Origin of the sequence: Paraburkholderia sp. WC7.3g, from assembly GCF_050436345.1 — a bacterium.
Taxonomy (GTDB): Bacteria; Pseudomonadota; Gammaproteobacteria; order Burkholderiales; family Burkholderiaceae; genus Paraburkholderia; species Paraburkholderia podalyriae.
In genome coordinates this window covers 1,045,383-1,061,480 of sequence record NZ_JBNDMA010000001.1, presented here as the reverse complement: position 1 = coordinate 1,061,480, position 16,098 = coordinate 1,045,383, and the positions used below count along the sequence as shown (strand labels likewise).

The 16,098-nt window shown below is 60.6% G+C and carries 12 protein-coding genes and 3 pseudogenes; 10 read left to right on the top strand and 5 right to left on the bottom strand.

Features of this window, described 5'->3' with window-relative positions; genetic code table 11:
* Nucleotides 1–173: 173 nt before the first annotated feature.
* The 4 genes and pseudogenes from OKW43_RS04960 to tnpC form a co-directional block, all read left to right on the top strand.
* Entirely contained in the window at nucleotides 174–1,655 is a 1,482-nt protein-coding gene (locus OKW43_RS04960; protein ID WP_429445615.1) for an IS4 family transposase, read from the top strand.
* Complete coding sequence (gene tnpA, locus OKW43_RS04955) at nucleotides 1,655–2,071, top strand: IS66-like element accessory protein TnpA (protein ID WP_116123511.1); 417 nt, start codon at nucleotides 1,655–1,657, stop codon at nucleotides 2,069–2,071. The genes OKW43_RS04960 and tnpA overlap by 1 nt, the downstream gene beginning before the upstream one ends.
* Nucleotides 2,068–2,412 (top strand): IS66 family insertion sequence element accessory protein TnpB, encoded by a 345-nt coding sequence (gene tnpB / locus OKW43_RS04950; RefSeq protein WP_183708802.1) that lies wholly within the window; start codon nucleotides 2,068–2,070, stop codon nucleotides 2,410–2,412. The genes tnpA and tnpB overlap by 4 nt, the downstream gene beginning before the upstream one ends.
* Nucleotides 2,413–2,442: 30 nt before the next feature.
* A pseudogene (gene tnpC, locus OKW43_RS04945) lies at nucleotides 2,443–3,819 on the top strand (IS66 family transposase); the annotation flags it as partial.
* A gap of 100 nt (nucleotides 3,820–3,919) precedes the next feature.
* Here tnpC and OKW43_RS04940 read toward each other — a convergent pair.
* From OKW43_RS04940 to OKW43_RS04930, 3 genes are read right to left on the bottom strand one after another with little or no spacing between them, the layout of a single operon-like run.
* The gene (locus tag OKW43_RS04940; RefSeq protein WP_429445612.1) at nucleotides 3,920–4,927 is read right to left on the bottom strand and encodes a tyrosine-type recombinase/integrase; all 1,008 of its coding nucleotides are present in this window, start codon (nucleotides 4,925–4,927) and stop codon (nucleotides 3,920–3,922) included.
* Nucleotides 4,920–5,885, bottom strand: a complete 966-nt coding sequence (locus OKW43_RS04935) for a tyrosine-type recombinase/integrase (RefSeq protein WP_429445610.1) — start codon at nucleotides 5,883–5,885, stop codon at nucleotides 4,920–4,922. The genes OKW43_RS04940 and OKW43_RS04935 overlap by 8 nt, the downstream gene beginning before the upstream one ends.
* The gene (locus tag OKW43_RS04930) at nucleotides 5,882–6,529 is read right to left on the bottom strand and encodes a tyrosine-type recombinase/integrase (RefSeq protein ID WP_429445608.1); all 648 of its coding nucleotides are present in this window, start codon (nucleotides 6,527–6,529) and stop codon (nucleotides 5,882–5,884) included. The genes OKW43_RS04935 and OKW43_RS04930 overlap by 4 nt, the downstream gene beginning before the upstream one ends.
* 793 nt (nucleotides 6,530–7,322) lie before the next feature.
* Between OKW43_RS04930 and OKW43_RS04925 the strand changes: the two are divergent.
* Nucleotides 7,323–7,547, top strand: a pseudogene (locus OKW43_RS04925) (transposase domain-containing protein); the annotation flags it as partial.
* A 132-nt stretch (nucleotides 7,548–7,679) separates the two neighbouring features.
* Here OKW43_RS04925 and OKW43_RS04920 read toward each other — a convergent pair.
* A complete protein-coding gene (locus OKW43_RS04920) occupies nucleotides 7,680–8,606 on the bottom strand; it encodes an IS4 family transposase (protein ID WP_429445606.1) in 927 nt (308 codons plus the stop codon).
* On the opposite strand from OKW43_RS04920, the pseudogene OKW43_RS04915 reads away from it, so the two are divergent.
* Nucleotides 8,588–9,618, top strand: a pseudogene (locus OKW43_RS04915) (transporter). The gene OKW43_RS04920 and the pseudogene OKW43_RS04915 overlap by 19 nt on opposite strands.
* A gap of 133 nt (nucleotides 9,619–9,751) precedes the next feature.
* Here OKW43_RS04915 and hmpA read toward each other — a convergent pair.
* A complete protein-coding gene (gene hmpA, locus OKW43_RS04910) occupies nucleotides 9,752–10,933 on the bottom strand; it encodes an NO-inducible flavohemoprotein (RefSeq protein ID WP_187638917.1) in 1,182 nt (393 codons plus the stop codon).
* A gap of 138 nt (nucleotides 10,934–11,071) precedes the next feature.
* Here hmpA and norR point away from each other — a divergent pair, with 138 nt between their 5' ends.
* The 4 genes from norR to OKW43_RS04890 all read left to right on the top strand — a co-directional run bounded on the left by norR (nucleotide 11,072) and on the right by OKW43_RS04890 (nucleotide 16,085).
* A complete protein-coding gene (gene norR, locus OKW43_RS04905; protein WP_187638918.1) occupies nucleotides 11,072–12,667 on the top strand; it encodes a nitric oxide reductase transcriptional regulator NorR in 1,596 nt (531 codons plus the stop codon).
* A 186-nt stretch (nucleotides 12,668–12,853) separates the two neighbouring features.
* Nucleotides 12,854–13,708 (top strand): FAS1-like dehydratase domain-containing protein, encoded by an 855-nt coding sequence (locus OKW43_RS04900; protein WP_429445603.1) that lies wholly within the window; start codon nucleotides 12,854–12,856, stop codon nucleotides 13,706–13,708.
* Nucleotides 13,709–13,726: 18 nt separating this feature from the next.
* Nucleotides 13,727–14,890: an acyl-CoA dehydrogenase family protein gene (locus tag OKW43_RS04895; protein ID WP_429445601.1), complete on the top strand. Its 1,164-nt coding sequence runs from the start codon at nucleotides 13,727–13,729 to the stop codon at nucleotides 14,888–14,890.
* Between the two features lie 16 nt (nucleotides 14,891–14,906).
* Nucleotides 14,907–16,085, top strand: coding sequence for a CaiB/BaiF CoA transferase family protein (locus OKW43_RS04890; RefSeq protein WP_429445599.1), 1,179 nt, complete (start codon nucleotides 14,907–14,909; stop codon nucleotides 16,083–16,085).
* Nucleotides 16,086–16,098 lie beyond the last annotated feature (13 nt).

Genomic DNA, 16,098 nt, shown 5'->3' with positions numbered 1-16,098 from the left:
CCGATGCACGGAAAGTGCGCGCGTCAACTTTCTTTCAATTGGTCGCGCTATGCTCACGTACTCCTTTTGGAAGCGCTGGCATTGAGTAAGCGGCTCGCGATGCTTGCAATTACCCACATTTTCGCCGAGAAACCTGGTAACCTGGCCGACATCACGTTTCATGTGCGAGCGATATGGCCGGCAAACGACAGGCGGACGAACGAAGTTGGCTCGGCGAAGAAGTTCAGGCAAGCGAATTTCAGGACACCAGACTACGGAAGCGTTTTGGCGTTGTGCTGGAACAGTTGTGGGCGGGCATGGGCCAAACGATTCCCTTCGCTTGTCAGGATTGGGCCGCGACCAAAGCGGCGTACCGGTTCCTGTCTAATGATCGCGTCAGCGAACAGGACATCCTGAGTGGTCACTTTCAGGCGAGTGCAGATCGTTTCAAGGCAACGCCAGGCCCTATTCTCGTGCTGCAAGATACGACAACGTTCTCGTATCAGCGCGAGCGCCCGGAACTCGTTGGCTACACAGGGAAGACATCTGTTCAGCATGGCCGACATGGTTTGTTGCAGCCGCTCACACAATGCGGAATCCTGATGCATTCGAGTCTGGTTGTCACCGCCGAAGGATTGCCGCTGGGTCTGGCAGCGGTGAAGTTCTGGACCAGGCACAAGTTCAAGGGCACGGCGGCGCTCAAGCGGCACATCAATCCTACACGGGTACCCATTGAGCAGAAGGAAAGCTATCGCTGGCTGGAGAACATGCGTCAGTCAACGGCGCTGCTCGGCGATCCTGTGCGCTGCATTCACGTGGGCGATCGGGAAAGCGACATTTATGAACTGTTTTGTACGGCGCATGAACTGTCCACGTACTTTCTCGTGCGAACCTGTGTTGACCGGCTTGCTGGCGATGGCCAGCATACCATCGCGCACGAAATGGAACAGGTTAAGGTTAAAGGATTGCATCGCGTCGAGATTCGCGATGCGAAGGGGCGCCCAGCGACAGTGACGCTTGAGCTTCGTTACCAGCGAATCACAGTGCTACCGCCTATCGGCAAGCAGAATCGTTATCCCGCGCTGCAGCTCACAGCAATCCACGCGCATGAGCGCGATGTACCGCCCGGGCGCGCCGGCATTGAATGGAAGCTGCTGACCAATCTCCCCGTCCAGTCGCGTGCGCAAGCAATCGAGAAGCTCGACTGGTATGCCATGCGCTGGAAGATCGAAACGTTCCACAAGATTCTCAAGTCGGGATGCAAGGCGGAGGACTCGAAGCTGCGCACAGCCGATCGGCTGGCAAACCTGATCTCGATATTTTGCATTCTCAGTTGGCGCATATTCTGGCTGACCATCATTAGTCGTTGCGCGCCACAAGCTTCGTCTGAGACGGTGTTCACATCAACCGAAATTGAACTGCTCGAGCGACTCATCCCAAACCTCCCGCCTACGGCCCAGGGGCCACCGCTCTTACGAAACCTCATCCGGGTCGCACGCCTTGGCGGTTATCTGGCCAGAGCCAACGACGCGCCTCCCGGCAATACTGTTATGTGGCGCGGCATGCAGCGCCTTACCGACATTCAACTCGGATATGAGCTCGCCCGGAACGGATGTGGGCAATTGCAAGCTCGCGATGGCCGTCGTAGACGGGCGCAAGAATCGGCATCAAAGTGATGTCCATCATTTTCGAAGTGGTGGACACCATTTTGTCAGAGCCAACTCAGAGGCCTGGCAGCCGTAAAGGCCGCCCGAACCATAGTCCCGAATTCCGCCGTCGCCTGGCGATGGCAGCTTGTGAATCAGGGGTGTCAGTCGCCAGGTTGGCCCGTGAGAACGGCTTGAACGCGAACCTCGTGTACACGTGGCGGCGCCGGTATCTGGCGGAACAGCAAGCCGAGGCGGTGCAACTCGTTCCAGTGGCGATCGTGAACGAGGTGTCATCGGTCAATGAACCTCCTGCGCTGTCAGAGTCTGAGGTCGTGAGGCCGGCTGGTTCAATCGAGGTTCGGATTGGCCGGGCAGTAGTCAAGGTCGACGGCATTGTCGACGCTGAGATGCTTCGGACGGTGTTGGGGAGTTTGCGCTCGTGATTTCTCTGCCAACGGGTACGCGTATCTGGCTTGTTGCGGGCATTACGGACATGCGCTGCGGCTTCCAGGGACTTGCTGCCAAGGTACACACGGCGCTTGAGGAGAATCCGCTGGGCGGTAACGTCTTCATATTCCGCGGGCGCCGCGGCGATCTCGTGAAGGTGCTTTGGGCTACTGAGGACGGGCTCTGGCTTCTCGCGAAACGGTTGGAGCGAGGGCGTTTCATCTGGCCACAGGCCGATGGCGGCAAGATCCATCTGACGAGCGCACAGTTGTCGATGTTGCTCGAGGGAATCGACTGGCGACAGCCACGACGCACCGCCGCACTCTCGATGTTGTAAACCGCGAGGAAGGCTCGTAAACTGCGACGCATGTCCGATCAGGCGCCGCTTCCCGATACTGTCGCCGAGCTCCGTGCCATGGTGCTCGCGCAACAGGCATCGCTGCTTGAGCACCAGGCATCGATTGCGAAGATGGTGGAGGAACTCGCCGCGCGAGATGACGAGATCGAGCGCCTGAAGGCGCAGATCGACAAGCTCAGGCGGATGCACTTCGGGCGCAAGTCCGAGCAACTCGCGAAGCAGATCGACAAGCTCGAGGCGCAGCTGGAGGACCTGACCGCCGGCCGGGGTGCTGCCGAGGCGCGTAACCAGCGCGACAGGACACCGAATGCGCCGGCCAGCAAATCGCCTTCGCGAGAGCCGCTCCCGCCGCACCTGCCGCGCGAGGAGATCGTACTCGAGCCTGATCCGCTCTGCCCCAGGTGCGCGACGACCATGCAGCCGCTGGGCGAGGACGTCTCCGAACAGCTCGCGCGCGTAGCCGCCGCATTCAAGGTGATCCGCACGATCCGGCGCAAATTGCTTTGCCCCGGCTGTAGGCATATCGAACAACTGCCGATGCCAGGCCTGCCAATCGAGCGCAGCATCGCACATCCAAGCCTGCTGGCCGATATCGCAGTATCGAAGTTCGCGGATCACCAACCCCTGTATCGCCAGTCGGAGATCGCGGCGCGCGACGGCGTGACGCTTGATCGCGCCAGCATGGGCCGCTGGGTCGGCCAGATCGTCGAACTCTGCATGGTGCTGGTCGAAGCAATCCAGCGCTACGTGCTGGCTGCCGGTAAGCTCCATGGCGACGACACGACGGTTCCCGTCCTCACACCGGGCAACCAGAAGACGACAACCGGCCGATTCTGGGTCTATGTGCGCGACGATCGACGCTCGGGCTCGACGGAGCCTGCGGCAGTCTGGTTCTCGTACTCGTCGGACCGCAAGGGTGTTCATCCGCAAACGCACCTCGCCAACTTCAAGGGAATCCTGCAGGCGGATGCCTACGCCGGCTTCGATCAGCTGTACGCAAGCGGCGACGTCTTCGAAGCGGCATGCTGGGATCACGCGAGGAGGTACATATACGACGTTCACGAGCGTACGCCGACTCCGGATACCCAGAAACTGCTCGAGATGATCGGCGAGCTCTACAGCATCGAAGCCGACATTCGCGGCAAACCTCCCGATGAGCGGTTGCGTGTGCGGCAGGAGAAGAGCAAGCCTCTGCTCAACACGTTCGAATCGACGATCAGGGCCAAGCTTGCGACGCTGTCGAAGAAGTCTATGCTCACGGGCGCGATCAACTACTCGCTGAACCACTGGGCGGCGCTCACGTTCTATTGCGAGGACGGACGCGCCGAGATCAGCAATGTACTCGCAGAAAATGCCCTGCGTTGTGTAGCGTTGGGCAGGAATAATGCGCAGTCGAAACTTATGCGGAGCCTGCCGCTGCCGGACAGTGCGATGCGAGTCGCCGAGCCGGTCCCCGAGTACTTTCGGTCCGGCGAACTGCGCATAATTACAGCGACTCCAGGAACTGGAGAATGCGGTCTGGCGGTCGATATCGACGGTTCTTCACCTGCGGCGGTTGAATGCTGTTCAGTGCTCGCTCCTTCATTGTCAAATCCGCTTCCATATAGCCGTGTGTTGTCGACGGGCTTTCGTGTCCCAACCAGAGTGCGATGACCGATAGGTCAACGCCTGACTGAAGTAGATGCATGGCAGTCGCGTGACGTACCAGGTGGGGAGAAACGCGTCGTTTGGCGAGTTGCGGACATTCGCCCTTCGCTCGCGTTACGGCGATTCTCATCCGGTCAGCGACGTTCGAGCGAGTCATCGCGTTCCCCGAGCGGTTTGGAAAGAGCCTCTGGCTCGCCACATCCTGGATACGCGGCAACCATCGTTTGATCAGCGTTGCTGTAGAACGCCATAGAGGTACCGTGCGCTCCTTGCGGCCCTTGCCAAGAATATGGACACAGGGTGACGAACCCAGGATGACATCGCCGACGCGCAGAGCGAGGATCTCTGAGACCCGTGCTCCAGTGTTATACATGGTTGCCAGCAGTACCGTGTCGCGTTGACCGCACCAGGTGTCTGGATCAGGCGCTGTTAATAGTTGCTGGACCTCGTCGCGCGACAGATATCCAACCATCGGTTTATCACACCGCTTCATTGGTACGGCGAGCGCGCGCTGTACAACGGCCAATGCTGAGAGGTCGCGGTGTGCAGCGTATTTCAGGAACGAGCGTAACGCAGCGAGGCGAACATTGCGCGTACGCGTGCTGTTGTGCCGATTCACCTCGAGATGTCGCAGAAAGGCCAGCACCATTGGCGCGTCCATATCTGCCAGCGTCAGGTCAGATGGGCATCTACCAACGCGATCTGATGCAAACAGGAGAAACAGACGAAACGAATCACGATAGCTCGATATCGTCTCCGGGCTGACCGCGCGTTGTTCCATCAACCGTTCGACGAAGAAGTCCTGCAGGAGCGTGGCGAAGGACGGTGCCAGACAGACTTTACTCATGGTCCACTCCCTCGGCGAGGCGCGCAAATTTCTCACTCGCGATTTCCATGAGATCCGGAACGGCAGTCAGATACCAGTAGGTATCGCTCGGTTTCACATGCCCAAGATACGTTGACAGGGCCATCATACGGTTGTCGACATTCACGCCTTCTTGATGCCACTTCAGAATGCGCCGACACACAAACGTGTGACGAAGATCATGGATTCGAGGCAATGCATGGTCCCCTCGAGCAATCCACCCGAGTTGCTCGCGAAGACGACCAAACGCCCAGTGGACTGTTCTGGTGTGCAACTTCCTGCCATCAAGATTCACAAAGAACGAATGGCACGGCTCAGCGGCGATGACCAGCGCACGGCGGACAGCGTAACGCTTCATCGCCAAAGTTACGGTGGGATGCAACGGGATAAGGCGCGATTTGTGGAACTTCGTCTTGCGCACAATTAGCGTGCCGCCAGCAATGTTCACGTCGTCTCGGGACAGATTGATGGCTTCCGAGATACGCAAGCCGGTTGCCGCAATCAGACCAAACAACGTTTCGTAGGTGAGCGGTCTGATCGAGCCGGCGGGCAACATCGCCGCCGACGCGGTGAGGAGTTCATCGAGTTCCCGCTCCGTGTAGATGTGCGGCGCCAGACGACGATGAGCCCGGCCGCACAGGTCGCGTCGCGGAACAACCGTATCGGGATAGAACTGTTTGAGATACTTCGCGAAGGGGCGAATTACCTCAATCCGTCGCGCCCACGTAATGGCCCTTTCGCTCGGTGTCGAGTGTGCCCAGGCGAGCGCCAGACTTTCGGTGATCGGACCGCGATGCTCCGTCGTATCCGCGAAGCGGGCAAAGTTCATCAGCACTTGCCCCGATATCCCAAGATCGAAGCCGAGACTGCGTCGCTCTGCGAGACACGTTTCCACGAGCGATACCATTGTGGCTGACGTTTTTTTGACGGCGCGCTTCATGATGTGCTCCCGGGCCAGGGAAGCGCCACGCCCTCCAGGCTTCGCAGGTCGATCTTCGTGTAGATAGCGGTGGTGTCGATGCTTTGATGGCGCAGTATGTCGGCTACCTCCTTCAACGACGAGCCTGATTGAAGGAGACGTCGGGCGACGCTGTGCCTCAGAAGATGAGTTCCCGATCGATCGGTCCAGCCGCAACGAACATATGCAGCATGCACTGCCTGATGAACGCGGCCAGTACCCAACGGAACGTCAACAGGTGCGCAATGCCGCACAAAGACAGCCCGTGAAGTCGTTGTTGCCTTCCGGGCCAACCGGATGTAGTCAGCGATCGCACGACCTGTCGGTTCCGGCAGCGGAACTGCGTACGCCCGTCTCGACTTGGTGCGATGGATTTGTAGCGTGCCTTCGCGCCAGTTCAAATCGTCGAGCTGGATTTGCACGACCTCCGCGGCCCGCAGGCCGAGATCTGCCAGGCATCGAGCCATTGCGTAGTCGCGCAAGCTGGAAGCCGTATCACGACCGAAGGAATTCAGGAACTGCCCGACCTGTGTGTCCGAAAGCGTTTCGGGCAGTGCCGCTAGCCTCCATCCGGCTACGCCCGGGACCGCCGCGATCAGCTCTTGAACGCGATCGTCGTATTGCATGGTCCTGAATCGCAGATAGCTGCGCAGCGTCACCCCAGCAACATGGGCTGCTCCCGCCTTGCACCCCGTAGGGTAATGCGTCACGAATCGGTGGATATCCTGGACCGTTAGCTGAGCCAGGTCTATGTGCTTGCGAGCGAAGTGGTGATGCAAGAAATCGCGAACTATTCGGCCGCGCTGATATCGCGTGCACTCGGCGAGACCGCATACGTCTCTGAGGTGTTCTGTGAATCGACAAACCTCATGTCGTAAAGAGTCCGATTCTGACCACAGATACCGAGGGACAGTGCACACTCCCAACACGACCAGCAGATGCCGGAGCGCAGCACTTACGTCTGTGCGACTTCTCGGAATGGGATCGGGGCAGTTGCATCGCCGGAGATGGTCGTTCACGAAGGTGCGGACAAGTCGATCGTCGACGCGAGCTATGCCTATGCGGTGTGTTGTAAGCCAATACGCGAAGTGTGCGACGCACCTCACGTAGCGATTGACAGTGCCGGCGGCGTAGCCGGTCTCAACAAGATATTCGCTGTAGCGCTCTGCGAAGGGAGCAAGGACGCTGTGCCACAACCATGCCTGGGGTTGTGGTCGTAGCGGAACCAGGGCGATCATGATAACTCTCCTGAAATGGATAACTACCCAAACAGGAAAGCACCTCTTTTATGCGCAGTTTGCTGCAACAGACAGATCCCTGCAACGCCCTTCGCACAGGCGCTCGTGACGTTCCATACGCGGTAAACTCCGCATAACTTGCGGCTGCGCATTATTCCTGCAATGCAAATATGTGCATTGCAGGAAAAACTATTTGTTCGTTGGCTCCGACAGCGGCGGTGAGCGCGCGGCGGCGATGTACAGTCTCATCGGTACGTGCAAACTCAACGAAGTCAACCCACGTGCCTACCTCGAATACGTGCTCACTCATATTGCGGACCACAAGGTCAACCGCATCGACGAACTGCTTCCCTGGAACGTGGCCGACAAACTGAAGCTGGCCGCTCCGCTCACGTCCACGGTTTGACCGGGTAGATCCAGATAGATCGTGGCCACGATCATGGAACGATCTTCACGTGGTCTACGCCGGACCTACCCACGCTCTCACATCATGCCCCACGCGCGCGCGAATCGGGGACCGGCCCTGCCGAGCTTGCAATTACCCACATCCGTTCCGGGCGAGCTCATATCCGAGTTGAATGTCGGTAAGGCGCTGCATGCCGCGCCACATAACAGTATTGCCGGGAGGCGCGTCGTTGGCTCTGGCCAGATAACCGCCAAGGCGTGCGACCCGGATGAGGTTTCGTAAGAGCGGTGGCCCCTGGGCCGTAGGCGGGAGGTTTGGGATGAGTCGCTCGAGCAGTTCAATTTCGGTTGATGTGAACACCGTCTCAGACGAAGCTTGTGGCGCGCAACGACTAATCATGGTCAGCCAGAATATGCGCCAACTGAGAATGCAAAATATCGAGATCAGGTTTGCCAGCCGATCGGCTGTGCGCAGCTTCGAGTCCTCCGCCTTGCATCCCGACTTGAGAATCTTGTGGAACGTTTCGATCTTCCAGCGCATGGCATACCAGTCGAGCTTCTCGATTGCTTGCGCACGCGACTGGACGGGGAGATTGGTCAGCAGCTTCCATTCAATGCCGGCGCGCCCGGGCGGTACATCGCGCTCATGCGCGTGGATTGCTGTGAGCTGCAGCGCGGGATAACGATTCTGCTTGCCGATAGGCGGTAGCACTGTGATTCGCTGGTAACGAAGCTCAAGCGTCACTGTCGCTGGGCGCCCCTTCGCATCGCGAATCTCGACGCGATGCAATCCTTTAACCTTAACCTGTTCCATTTCGTGCGCGATGGTATGCTGGCCATCGCCAGCAAGCCGGTCAACACAGGTTCGCACGAGAAAGTACGTGGACAGTTCATGCGCCGTACAAAACAGTTCATAAATGTCGCTTTCCCGATCGCCCACGTGAATGCAGCGCACAGGATCGCCGAGCAGCGCCGTTGACTGACGCATGTTCTCCAGCCAGCGATAGCTTTCCTTCTGCTCAATGGGTACCCGTGTAGGATATGAAATCTGATCTGGCATTGCAAACCTACGGCGCGGATTCGTCAGGGATGGTCTGCGGATTCCGGTTTTCGCCGACGCTTGCCGGGCAGCCGATCGACGCGGACGAAGTCATCGACTGGTTCCGCGAGCGCGAGGACGATGCCGGCACTGCCGCAAAGCACGACGGCGAGTTTCTGTGGCTTCACATAGCGCGAGCGAGCGCTGGATGCGGACGCAGCTCGATCTGCCCGAGACGTTTTTCGACGCGTTGCGCGAAGGCTCGCATTCGACGCGGATCGAGCATGCGGACGGCGCACTGCGCGCGGTCGTCAACGACGTCATGTTCAACCTCGAATTCATCCCGTCCGAAATCGCGACGCTGTGGATCCACGCCGACAAGCGGCTCATCGTCACGGCGCGGCTGAAGCCCCTGCGCTCGGTCGAGCGTTTGCGCGCGTCGGTGCGCGAAGGGGAAACATTCAGGTCGCCTGCCGAGCTGCTTGTTCATCTGATGCGCGACCAGGCCGACCTGCTCGTGCAGATCGTCCGCCGAACCGGTGCCGATGCCGATCGAATCGAGGATCGCTTTCTGTCGCAACGGCCGACGCAAAACCGCCTCGACCTCGGCGCGATGCGTCGCACGCTGACACGCCTGCAGCGCATGCTGGCGCCCGAGCCGGGCGCGATTTTCCGCTTGCTGGCGAGGCCGCCTCGCTGGCTTCATGCGGAAGACGTGCAGGATCTGCGTGAATCGACCGAGGAGTTCTCGGTCGTGCTTTCGGACGTGGCGGGATTGATCGAGCGGGTCAGATTGTTGCAGGAAGAAATCACCTCGCGCCTCGAAGAGCAGAACAACCGCACGCTATTCACGTTGACGCTCGTCACGGTGCTGGCGATGCCAATCAATATCGTCGCCGGTTTCTTCGGCATGAACGTCGGCGGCATTCCGCTCGCCGAGAACAGGCATGGCTTCTGGCCGATGGTGCTGCTGGTCGCCGGCTTTACCGGGCTGGCAGGCTGGTGGGCGTTTCGCCGCAGAAGGGAGCGCTAGAACGCGCAGCGGATCTGACCCGCTCTTTACCAGGCCAAGCCCGCCGGCGTGATCGAAGCCTGAGCATGCCCGTCTTCGAATGCGCATTGCAACGATTCAAAGAGGGCAAGTACTCGTCGATTACTCGACCACGCTATTCGAGCGCGGCAGCCGGCCCAAAGAACTCATAACGGCTCTGCGATTCCGGTACGCCGATTGCCTTCAGGCCTTTCTTGATCGCCTTCATGAACGCGACCGGCCCGAGGAAATACACGTCGACGTCGCGCGTTTCCGGCAGCCACTTCTTCAGACTCGCTTCGTCGACGTAGCCGACTGCGTGCGCATCGGCATCGCCCGCACGACGCTGCTCGTAGCAATAGAAGCGCTTCAGTTGCGGATGACGCGCGGCCAATGCATCGATAGCGTCGCGGAACGCATGCACGCCACCATGACGGGCCGCATGAATGAAATGCACCGGACGGTCGGTCTTCAGCGCCGCTTGCAGCATCGCCATCGTCGGCGTGATACCGACGCCGCCGCTGATCAGCACCAACGGCTTATCGCCCGGTTGCAGCGTAAATTCGCCAGCCGGCGCGAACAGGTCGAGCGTGTCGTTTTCCTTGGACTGCTCGTGCAGATATTTCGACACGGTGCCGTTCGGTTCGCGCTTCACGCTAATACGATATTCGCGGCCATCGCTCATTGCGGACAGTGAATAGTTGCGACGCACTTCTTCGCCGTCGATCAGCAGACGCATGCCAATGTACTGCCCCGGCTGGAACGCGAGCAATTCGCCGCCGTCATCGGGACGCAGATAGAACGACGTGATCTCGTCGCTTTCACGCACTTTGCGCGCGACGCGGAACAGCCGCGTGCCGCGCCAGCCGCCGGGGGCGGTTTCACTTTCGGCGTAGATCTTCTCTTCGAGACCGATCAGCAGATCGGCCAGTTGTTGATAGGCGGCGGCCCACGCTTCGATCACGGCATCGGTCGCGACATCCGCGCCGAGGACTTCGCGAATTGCGCGCAGCAGGTACTTGCCGACGATCGGATAGTGCTCGGGCTGCACGTTCAGCGCCACGTGCTTGTTGATGATCTGCGCGACGAGGCCGCCGAGTTGTTCGAGCTGATCGATATGGCGCGCGTACATCAGCACGCCGTTGGCCAACGCGCGCTGTTGCGCGCCGCTTGCCTGATTGGCCTGATTGAACATCGGGCGCACTTCCGGATGCTCGCTGAGCATCAGGTTGTAGAAGTGTGTGGTGAGCGCCTCACCGCCGCTTTCGAGGAGCGGCACGGTTGCTTTGATGATGGCGCGGTGTTCGGCGGATAGCATGGTTTGAGTCCTGATGAAAGTCTGTGTGAGCGTCTGTCTATCAGCGAGTGTCGCAGGCCGGTTTCGGCAGACTGGCTTTACTATCCACGATTCGTGCCAGGTATAAAATGCATTTAGATCAATGATCTGGTAATCAGAATGGTTAATTCGACTCTAGTCGAAGTGACTCAATCCGCAGTCGATCTGACTACGGAAGCTGTGCTCGAGGTTCTTACCCCGCTGATTCTCGACCTGTCGCGCGAGGTGTCCGAGCGCGAGCGCTATCGGCGGCTGCTCAGCGCGCTGCGCTCGCTGTTTCCGAGCGACGCCGCCGCACTGCTACGCCTTGAAGGCGATACGCTCGTGCCGCTCGCCATCGACGGTTTGAGCAGCGATACGCTCGGGCGGCGTTTTCGCGTCGCCGAGCACCCGCGCTTTCAGGCGCTGCTGGCTCAGCCAGGGCCGACGCGCTTCGCCGCCGACTCCGATCTGCCCGACCCCTACGACGGCCTCGTTCAAGGCATGGCGCTCGGGCACCTCGAAGTGCACGACTGTCTAGGGTGCCCGCTGTTCATCCGCGGCGAGCCTTGGGGGTTGCTCACGCTCGACGCGCTCGATCCGGCGTGCTTCGACACGCTCGACATGGCCTCGCTACAGGCGTTTCTCGGCCTGGCGGCCGCGACCGTGAGCGTCGTCGAACGCATCGACGCGTTGGCGCGCAATGGCGAAGAGGCGCAGCGTCGCGCGGAAGCGTATCGGCTGGCGAGCAGCGAGAGCCGACGCGAGCTGATCGGCAGCAGCGACGCGCATCGCCGCATGATCAAGGAGATCGAGGTGGTGGCCGGCAGCGATCTGACCGTGCTCGTCACCGGCGAGACCGGCGTCGGCAAGGAACTGGTCGCGAATGCGATCCACGCGCTGTCGCGGCGCGCGAACAAGCCGCTGATCAGTCTGAACTGCGCGGCGTTGCCGGATACGCTCGTCGAGAGCGAACTGTTCGGGCATGTGCGCGGCGCGTTTTCAGGCGCGTCGGCGGATCGGCGCGGCAAGTTCGAACTCGCGGACGGCGGCACCCTTTTCCTCGACGAAGTCGGTGAGTTGCCGCTCGCGGTGCAGGCGAAGCTGTTGCGCGTGCTACAGAACGGCCAGTTGCAGCGCATCGGCTCGGACCACGAACATCGCGTCGACGTGCGGCTGATCGCCGCAACCAATCGCGATCTCGCCGAAGAAGTGCGCGCGGGCCGCTTTCGCGCGGACCTCTATCATCGCCTCAGCGTCTACCCGCTGCGCGTGCCACCGTTGCGCGAGCGTGGCCGCGATGTGCTGCTGCTTGCGGGCTTTTTCCTCGAAGACAATCGCTCCCGGCTCGGGTTGCTGAGTCTGCGTCTTGCGGCGGATGCGCAGGACGCGTTGCTGCACTACTCGTGGCCCGGCAATGTGCGGGAACTCGAGCATCTGATCGGACGGAGTGCGCTGAAGGCGCTGGCAGCCAATCGTGAGCGCCGCCGCATTCTGACGTTGACGGCCGCGGACTTCGCGTTGTCCGATGCGCCGGATCACGAGGCAGATCAAACCGACACGCAGAGCGAGGAAAGCGAGACCAAAGACTTTCGCAGCGCGGTCACCGAGTTCGAACGCAATCTCGTGCTCGAAGCGCTGGTCCGCAACAGGCAGAACTGGGCGGCGGTGGCGCGCGAGCTCGGTCTCGACAGGGCGAATCTGAATCGGCTGGCCAAACGGCTCGGGCTCAAATAAGCGAACAGGTGCGGGAGCTCGAATCGCTGATCGCGCTGAAAACAGATTGTCAAGCGCCGCGCGACGGGCTTAACGTCTTAATCAAAACCAAAGGCCCGCTTCGAAAATTCGAAATTCGCGGAACGCAGCGCGTCGGTCATAGTAGGCCCTAACGAGGACCAACGCCTTTGATCTGGAGACTCCGCCATGTCCGCTGCACCAGAGAAACTCGACGACTGGCTCGACAAGCAGACGGTGGCCGAAGACGACATCACCGCGTTTCCGTTGACGGCGCTCGCCGCCACGCTCGATCGCGAGGAAAACGGTAGCACCGTGCCGCCGTTGTGGCATTGGCTGTACTTTCTGCCGGTTGCGCCGCTCTCGGAAGTCGGTCCCGACGGTCATCCGAAGCGCGGCGGCTTCCTGCCGCCGGTGCCGCTGCCGCGTCGCATGTGGGCTGGCGGCCGGCTCACGTTTCATGCGCCGCTGAAAGTCGGCGAGCATGCACAGCGCACATCGACGATCGCCAATATCGAGGACAAGACAGGCCGCTCGGGGCGCCTCGTGTTCGTCACCGTGCAACATACGATCGAAGTCGATGGCGAGTTGAAGCTCGAGGAAGAGCACGACATCGTCTATCGCGACGCGCCGCAGGACGCGCCGCAGGAAGGGGCGCGCCCGCAACAACCGGCGCCCGCGCCCGAAGGCGAAACGTGGCGCCGCACGATCGATGCCGATGCGGTGATGCTGTTTCGCTACTCGGCGCTGACTTTCAACGGCCATCGCATTCACTACGACCATCGGTACGTCACGCAGGTCGAAGGTTATCCGGGCCTCGTCGTGCATGGCCCGCTGATTGCGACGCTGCTCGTCGATCTCGTGCGCCGTGAACTGCCGCAAGCGACGCTGCAAAGCTTCGCATTTCGCGCGCTTCGCCCCACGTTTGCGGACCAGCCGTTCACGGTATGCGGCAAGCCTTCCGCCGACGGCAAGACCATCGACCTGTGGGCGAAGGACCACGAAGGTTATCTGACCATGCGCGCGACCGCCGCGCTCGTCTGAATTCCACCAGACCCGATTATGCAAACCACGCAACACGATTCGTTCCAGGACATTCGAGAGGCCGTGCGCGATCTGTGTCAGCAGTTTTCCGGCGACTACTTTCGCAAGATCGACGAAGCGCGCGGCTATCCGGAAGCGTTTGTCGATGCGCTGACGAAGGCTGGCTGGCTCGCCGCGCTGATTCCGCATGACTTCGGCGGATCGGGGCTCGGGCTCACGGAAGCGTCGGTGATCATGGAAGAGCTCAATCGTGCGGGCGGCAACTCGGGCGCGTGCCACGGGCAGATGTACAACATGGGCACGCTGTTGCGGCACGGTTCCGAAGAACAGAAGCGCAAATATCTGCCGAAGATCGCGAACGGCGATCTGCGTTTGCAATCGATGGGCGTGACCGAGCCGACCACCGGCACCGACACGACGAAGATCAAGACGACCGCCGAGCGGCGCGGCGACCGTTACGTGATCAATGGTCAGAAGGTGTGGATCTCGCGCGTGCAACACTCGGACCTGATGATCCTGCTCGCACGCACCACGCCGCTCGCGGACGTGAACAAGAAATCAGAGGGCATGTCGATCTTCATCGTCGATCTGCGCGAAGCGATCGGTCATGGCTTGACCGTGCAGCCGATTCTGAACATGGTCAATCACGAGACCAACGAGCTCTTTTTCGACAACCTCGAAATTCCCGCCGAGAATCTGATCGGCGAGGAAGGGCAAGGCTTCAAATACATTCTCGATGGACTCAACGCAGAGCGCACGCTGATCGCGGCGGAATGCATCGGCGACGGCTACTGGTTCGTCGATAAAGTCACCGAATACGCGAAGGAGCGCGTCGTGTTCGGCCGACCGATCGGACAGAACCAGGGCGTGCAGTTTCCGATCGCGCGCTCCTTCATCAACGTCGAGGCCGCGAGCCTGATGCGCTTCGAAGCGGCACGTCGTTTCGACGCGCATCAACAGTGCGGCGCGCAGGCGAACATGGCGAAGCTGCTCGCGGCGGATGCATCGTGGGAAGCGGCCAATGCGTGCCTGCAATTTCACGGCGGCTTCGGCTTCGCGTGCGAATATGACGTCGAGCGCAAGTTTCGCGAAACGCGTCTGTATCAGGTCGCACCGATATCGACCAATCTGATTCTCTCGTACGTGGCCGAGCATATCCTCGGGCTGCCGCGTTCGTTCTGACCCGCTGGCGGACATCATGAGACCACTCGACGGTATCAAGGTCGTCACCCTCGAACACGCGATTGCCGCACCGTTCTGCACGCGTCAACTGGCCGATCTGGGCGCACGCGTGATCAAGATCGAACGGCCTGGCGTCGGCGATTTCGCGCGCGGCTACGACGAACGCGTGCATGGGCTGTCGTCTCATTTCGTGTGGACTAATCGTTCGAAAGAAAGTCTTTCGCTCGACCTGAAGCAGCCCGCGGCGGCAGAGATTCTCGATGCGTTGGTTGCCGATGCCGACGTGCTCGTGCAGAACCTCGCGCCAGGCGCGGCCGAACGGCTCGGCCTCGGCTACCACACGTTGAGCGACAAGTATCCAAAGTTGATCGTCTGCGATATTTCCGGCTACGGCGCGGACGGTCCGTATCGCGACAAGAAAGCGTATGACCTGTTGATTCAAAGCGAGTCCGGCTTTCTGTCGATCACCGGTTCTCCAGGCGCGCCAGCGAAGGCGGGCTGCTCGATCGCGGATATCGCGGCAGGCATGTACGCATATTCGAACATTCTGTGCGCGCTGTTGCAGCGTGGACGCACCGGGCGCGGTTGCCGTATCGACGTGTCGATGCTCGAGAGCATGGTCGAGTGGATGGGCTATCCGCTCTACTACGCGATCGACGGTCAGCCGCAGCCCGCGCTCGCGGGCGCCGCGCATGCGACGATCTATCCTTACGGCCCGTTTCCCGCTGGCGACGGCAAGACGGTCATGCTTGGCCTGCAGAACGAACGCGAGTGGAAGCTGTTCTGCGAGCGCGTGCTCGAACAGCCGGAACTTGCAACCGACGAGCGCTTCGCATCGAACTCGAAACGCACTGCGGCGCGCGACGCGTTGCGCGAGGTGATCGTCGCGGCGTTCGCGAAGCTGAGCGCCGCGCAGGTGATCGAGCGACTCGATGCGGCAGGCATCGCGAACGCGCAGATGAATACGCTCGCCGACGTGTGGGCGCATCCGCAACTGAAGGCGCGCGAGTGCTGGCAGGAAGTCGCCACGGCAGCGGGGGCGATACCCGCATTGCGGCCGCCCGGTCTACCTTCCGACATCGAGCCGAGAATTGACCCTGTGCCCACGCTTGGTCAACATACCGAAGCCATTCTGCGTGAGCTTGGCTACGACGATGGGCGTATCGACGCGCTGCGCGCGGCGGGCACGATCTGATTCAGTAACGACC

Coding starts and splice junctions, on each gene's coding strand:
- OKW43_RS04960 (WP_429445615.1), top strand. CDS start 174: ATGGCCGGCAAACGACAGGCGGACGAACGAAGTTGGCTCGGCGAAGAA.
- OKW43_RS04940 (WP_429445612.1), bottom strand. CDS start 4,927: ATGAGTAAAGTCTGTCTGGCACCGTCCTTCGCCACGCTCCTGCAGGAC.
- hmpA (WP_187638917.1), bottom strand. CDS start 10,933: ATGCTATCCGCCGAACACCGCGCCATCATCAAAGCAACCGTGCCGCTC.
- OKW43_RS04935 (WP_429445610.1), bottom strand. CDS start 5,885: ATGAAGCGCGCCGTCAAAAAAACGTCAGCCACAATGGTATCGCTCGTG.
- OKW43_RS04920 (WP_429445606.1), bottom strand. CDS start 8,606: ATGCCAGATCAGATTTCATATCCTACACGGGTACCCATTGAGCAGAAG.
- OKW43_RS04930 (WP_429445608.1), bottom strand. CDS start 6,529: ATGCAATACGACGATCGCGTTCAAGAGCTGATCGCGGCGGTCCCGGGC.
- OKW43_RS04890 (WP_429445599.1), top strand. CDS start 14,907: ATGAGACCACTCGACGGTATCAAGGTCGTCACCCTCGAACACGCGATT.
- tnpA (WP_116123511.1), top strand. CDS start 1,655: ATGTCCATCATTTTCGAAGTGGTGGACACCATTTTGTCAGAGCCAACT.
- OKW43_RS04900 (WP_429445603.1), top strand. CDS start 12,854: ATGTCCGCTGCACCAGAGAAACTCGACGACTGGCTCGACAAGCAGACG.
- OKW43_RS04895 (WP_429445601.1), top strand. CDS start 13,727: ATGCAAACCACGCAACACGATTCGTTCCAGGACATTCGAGAGGCCGTG.
- norR (WP_187638918.1), top strand. CDS start 11,072: ATGGTTAATTCGACTCTAGTCGAAGTGACTCAATCCGCAGTCGATCTG.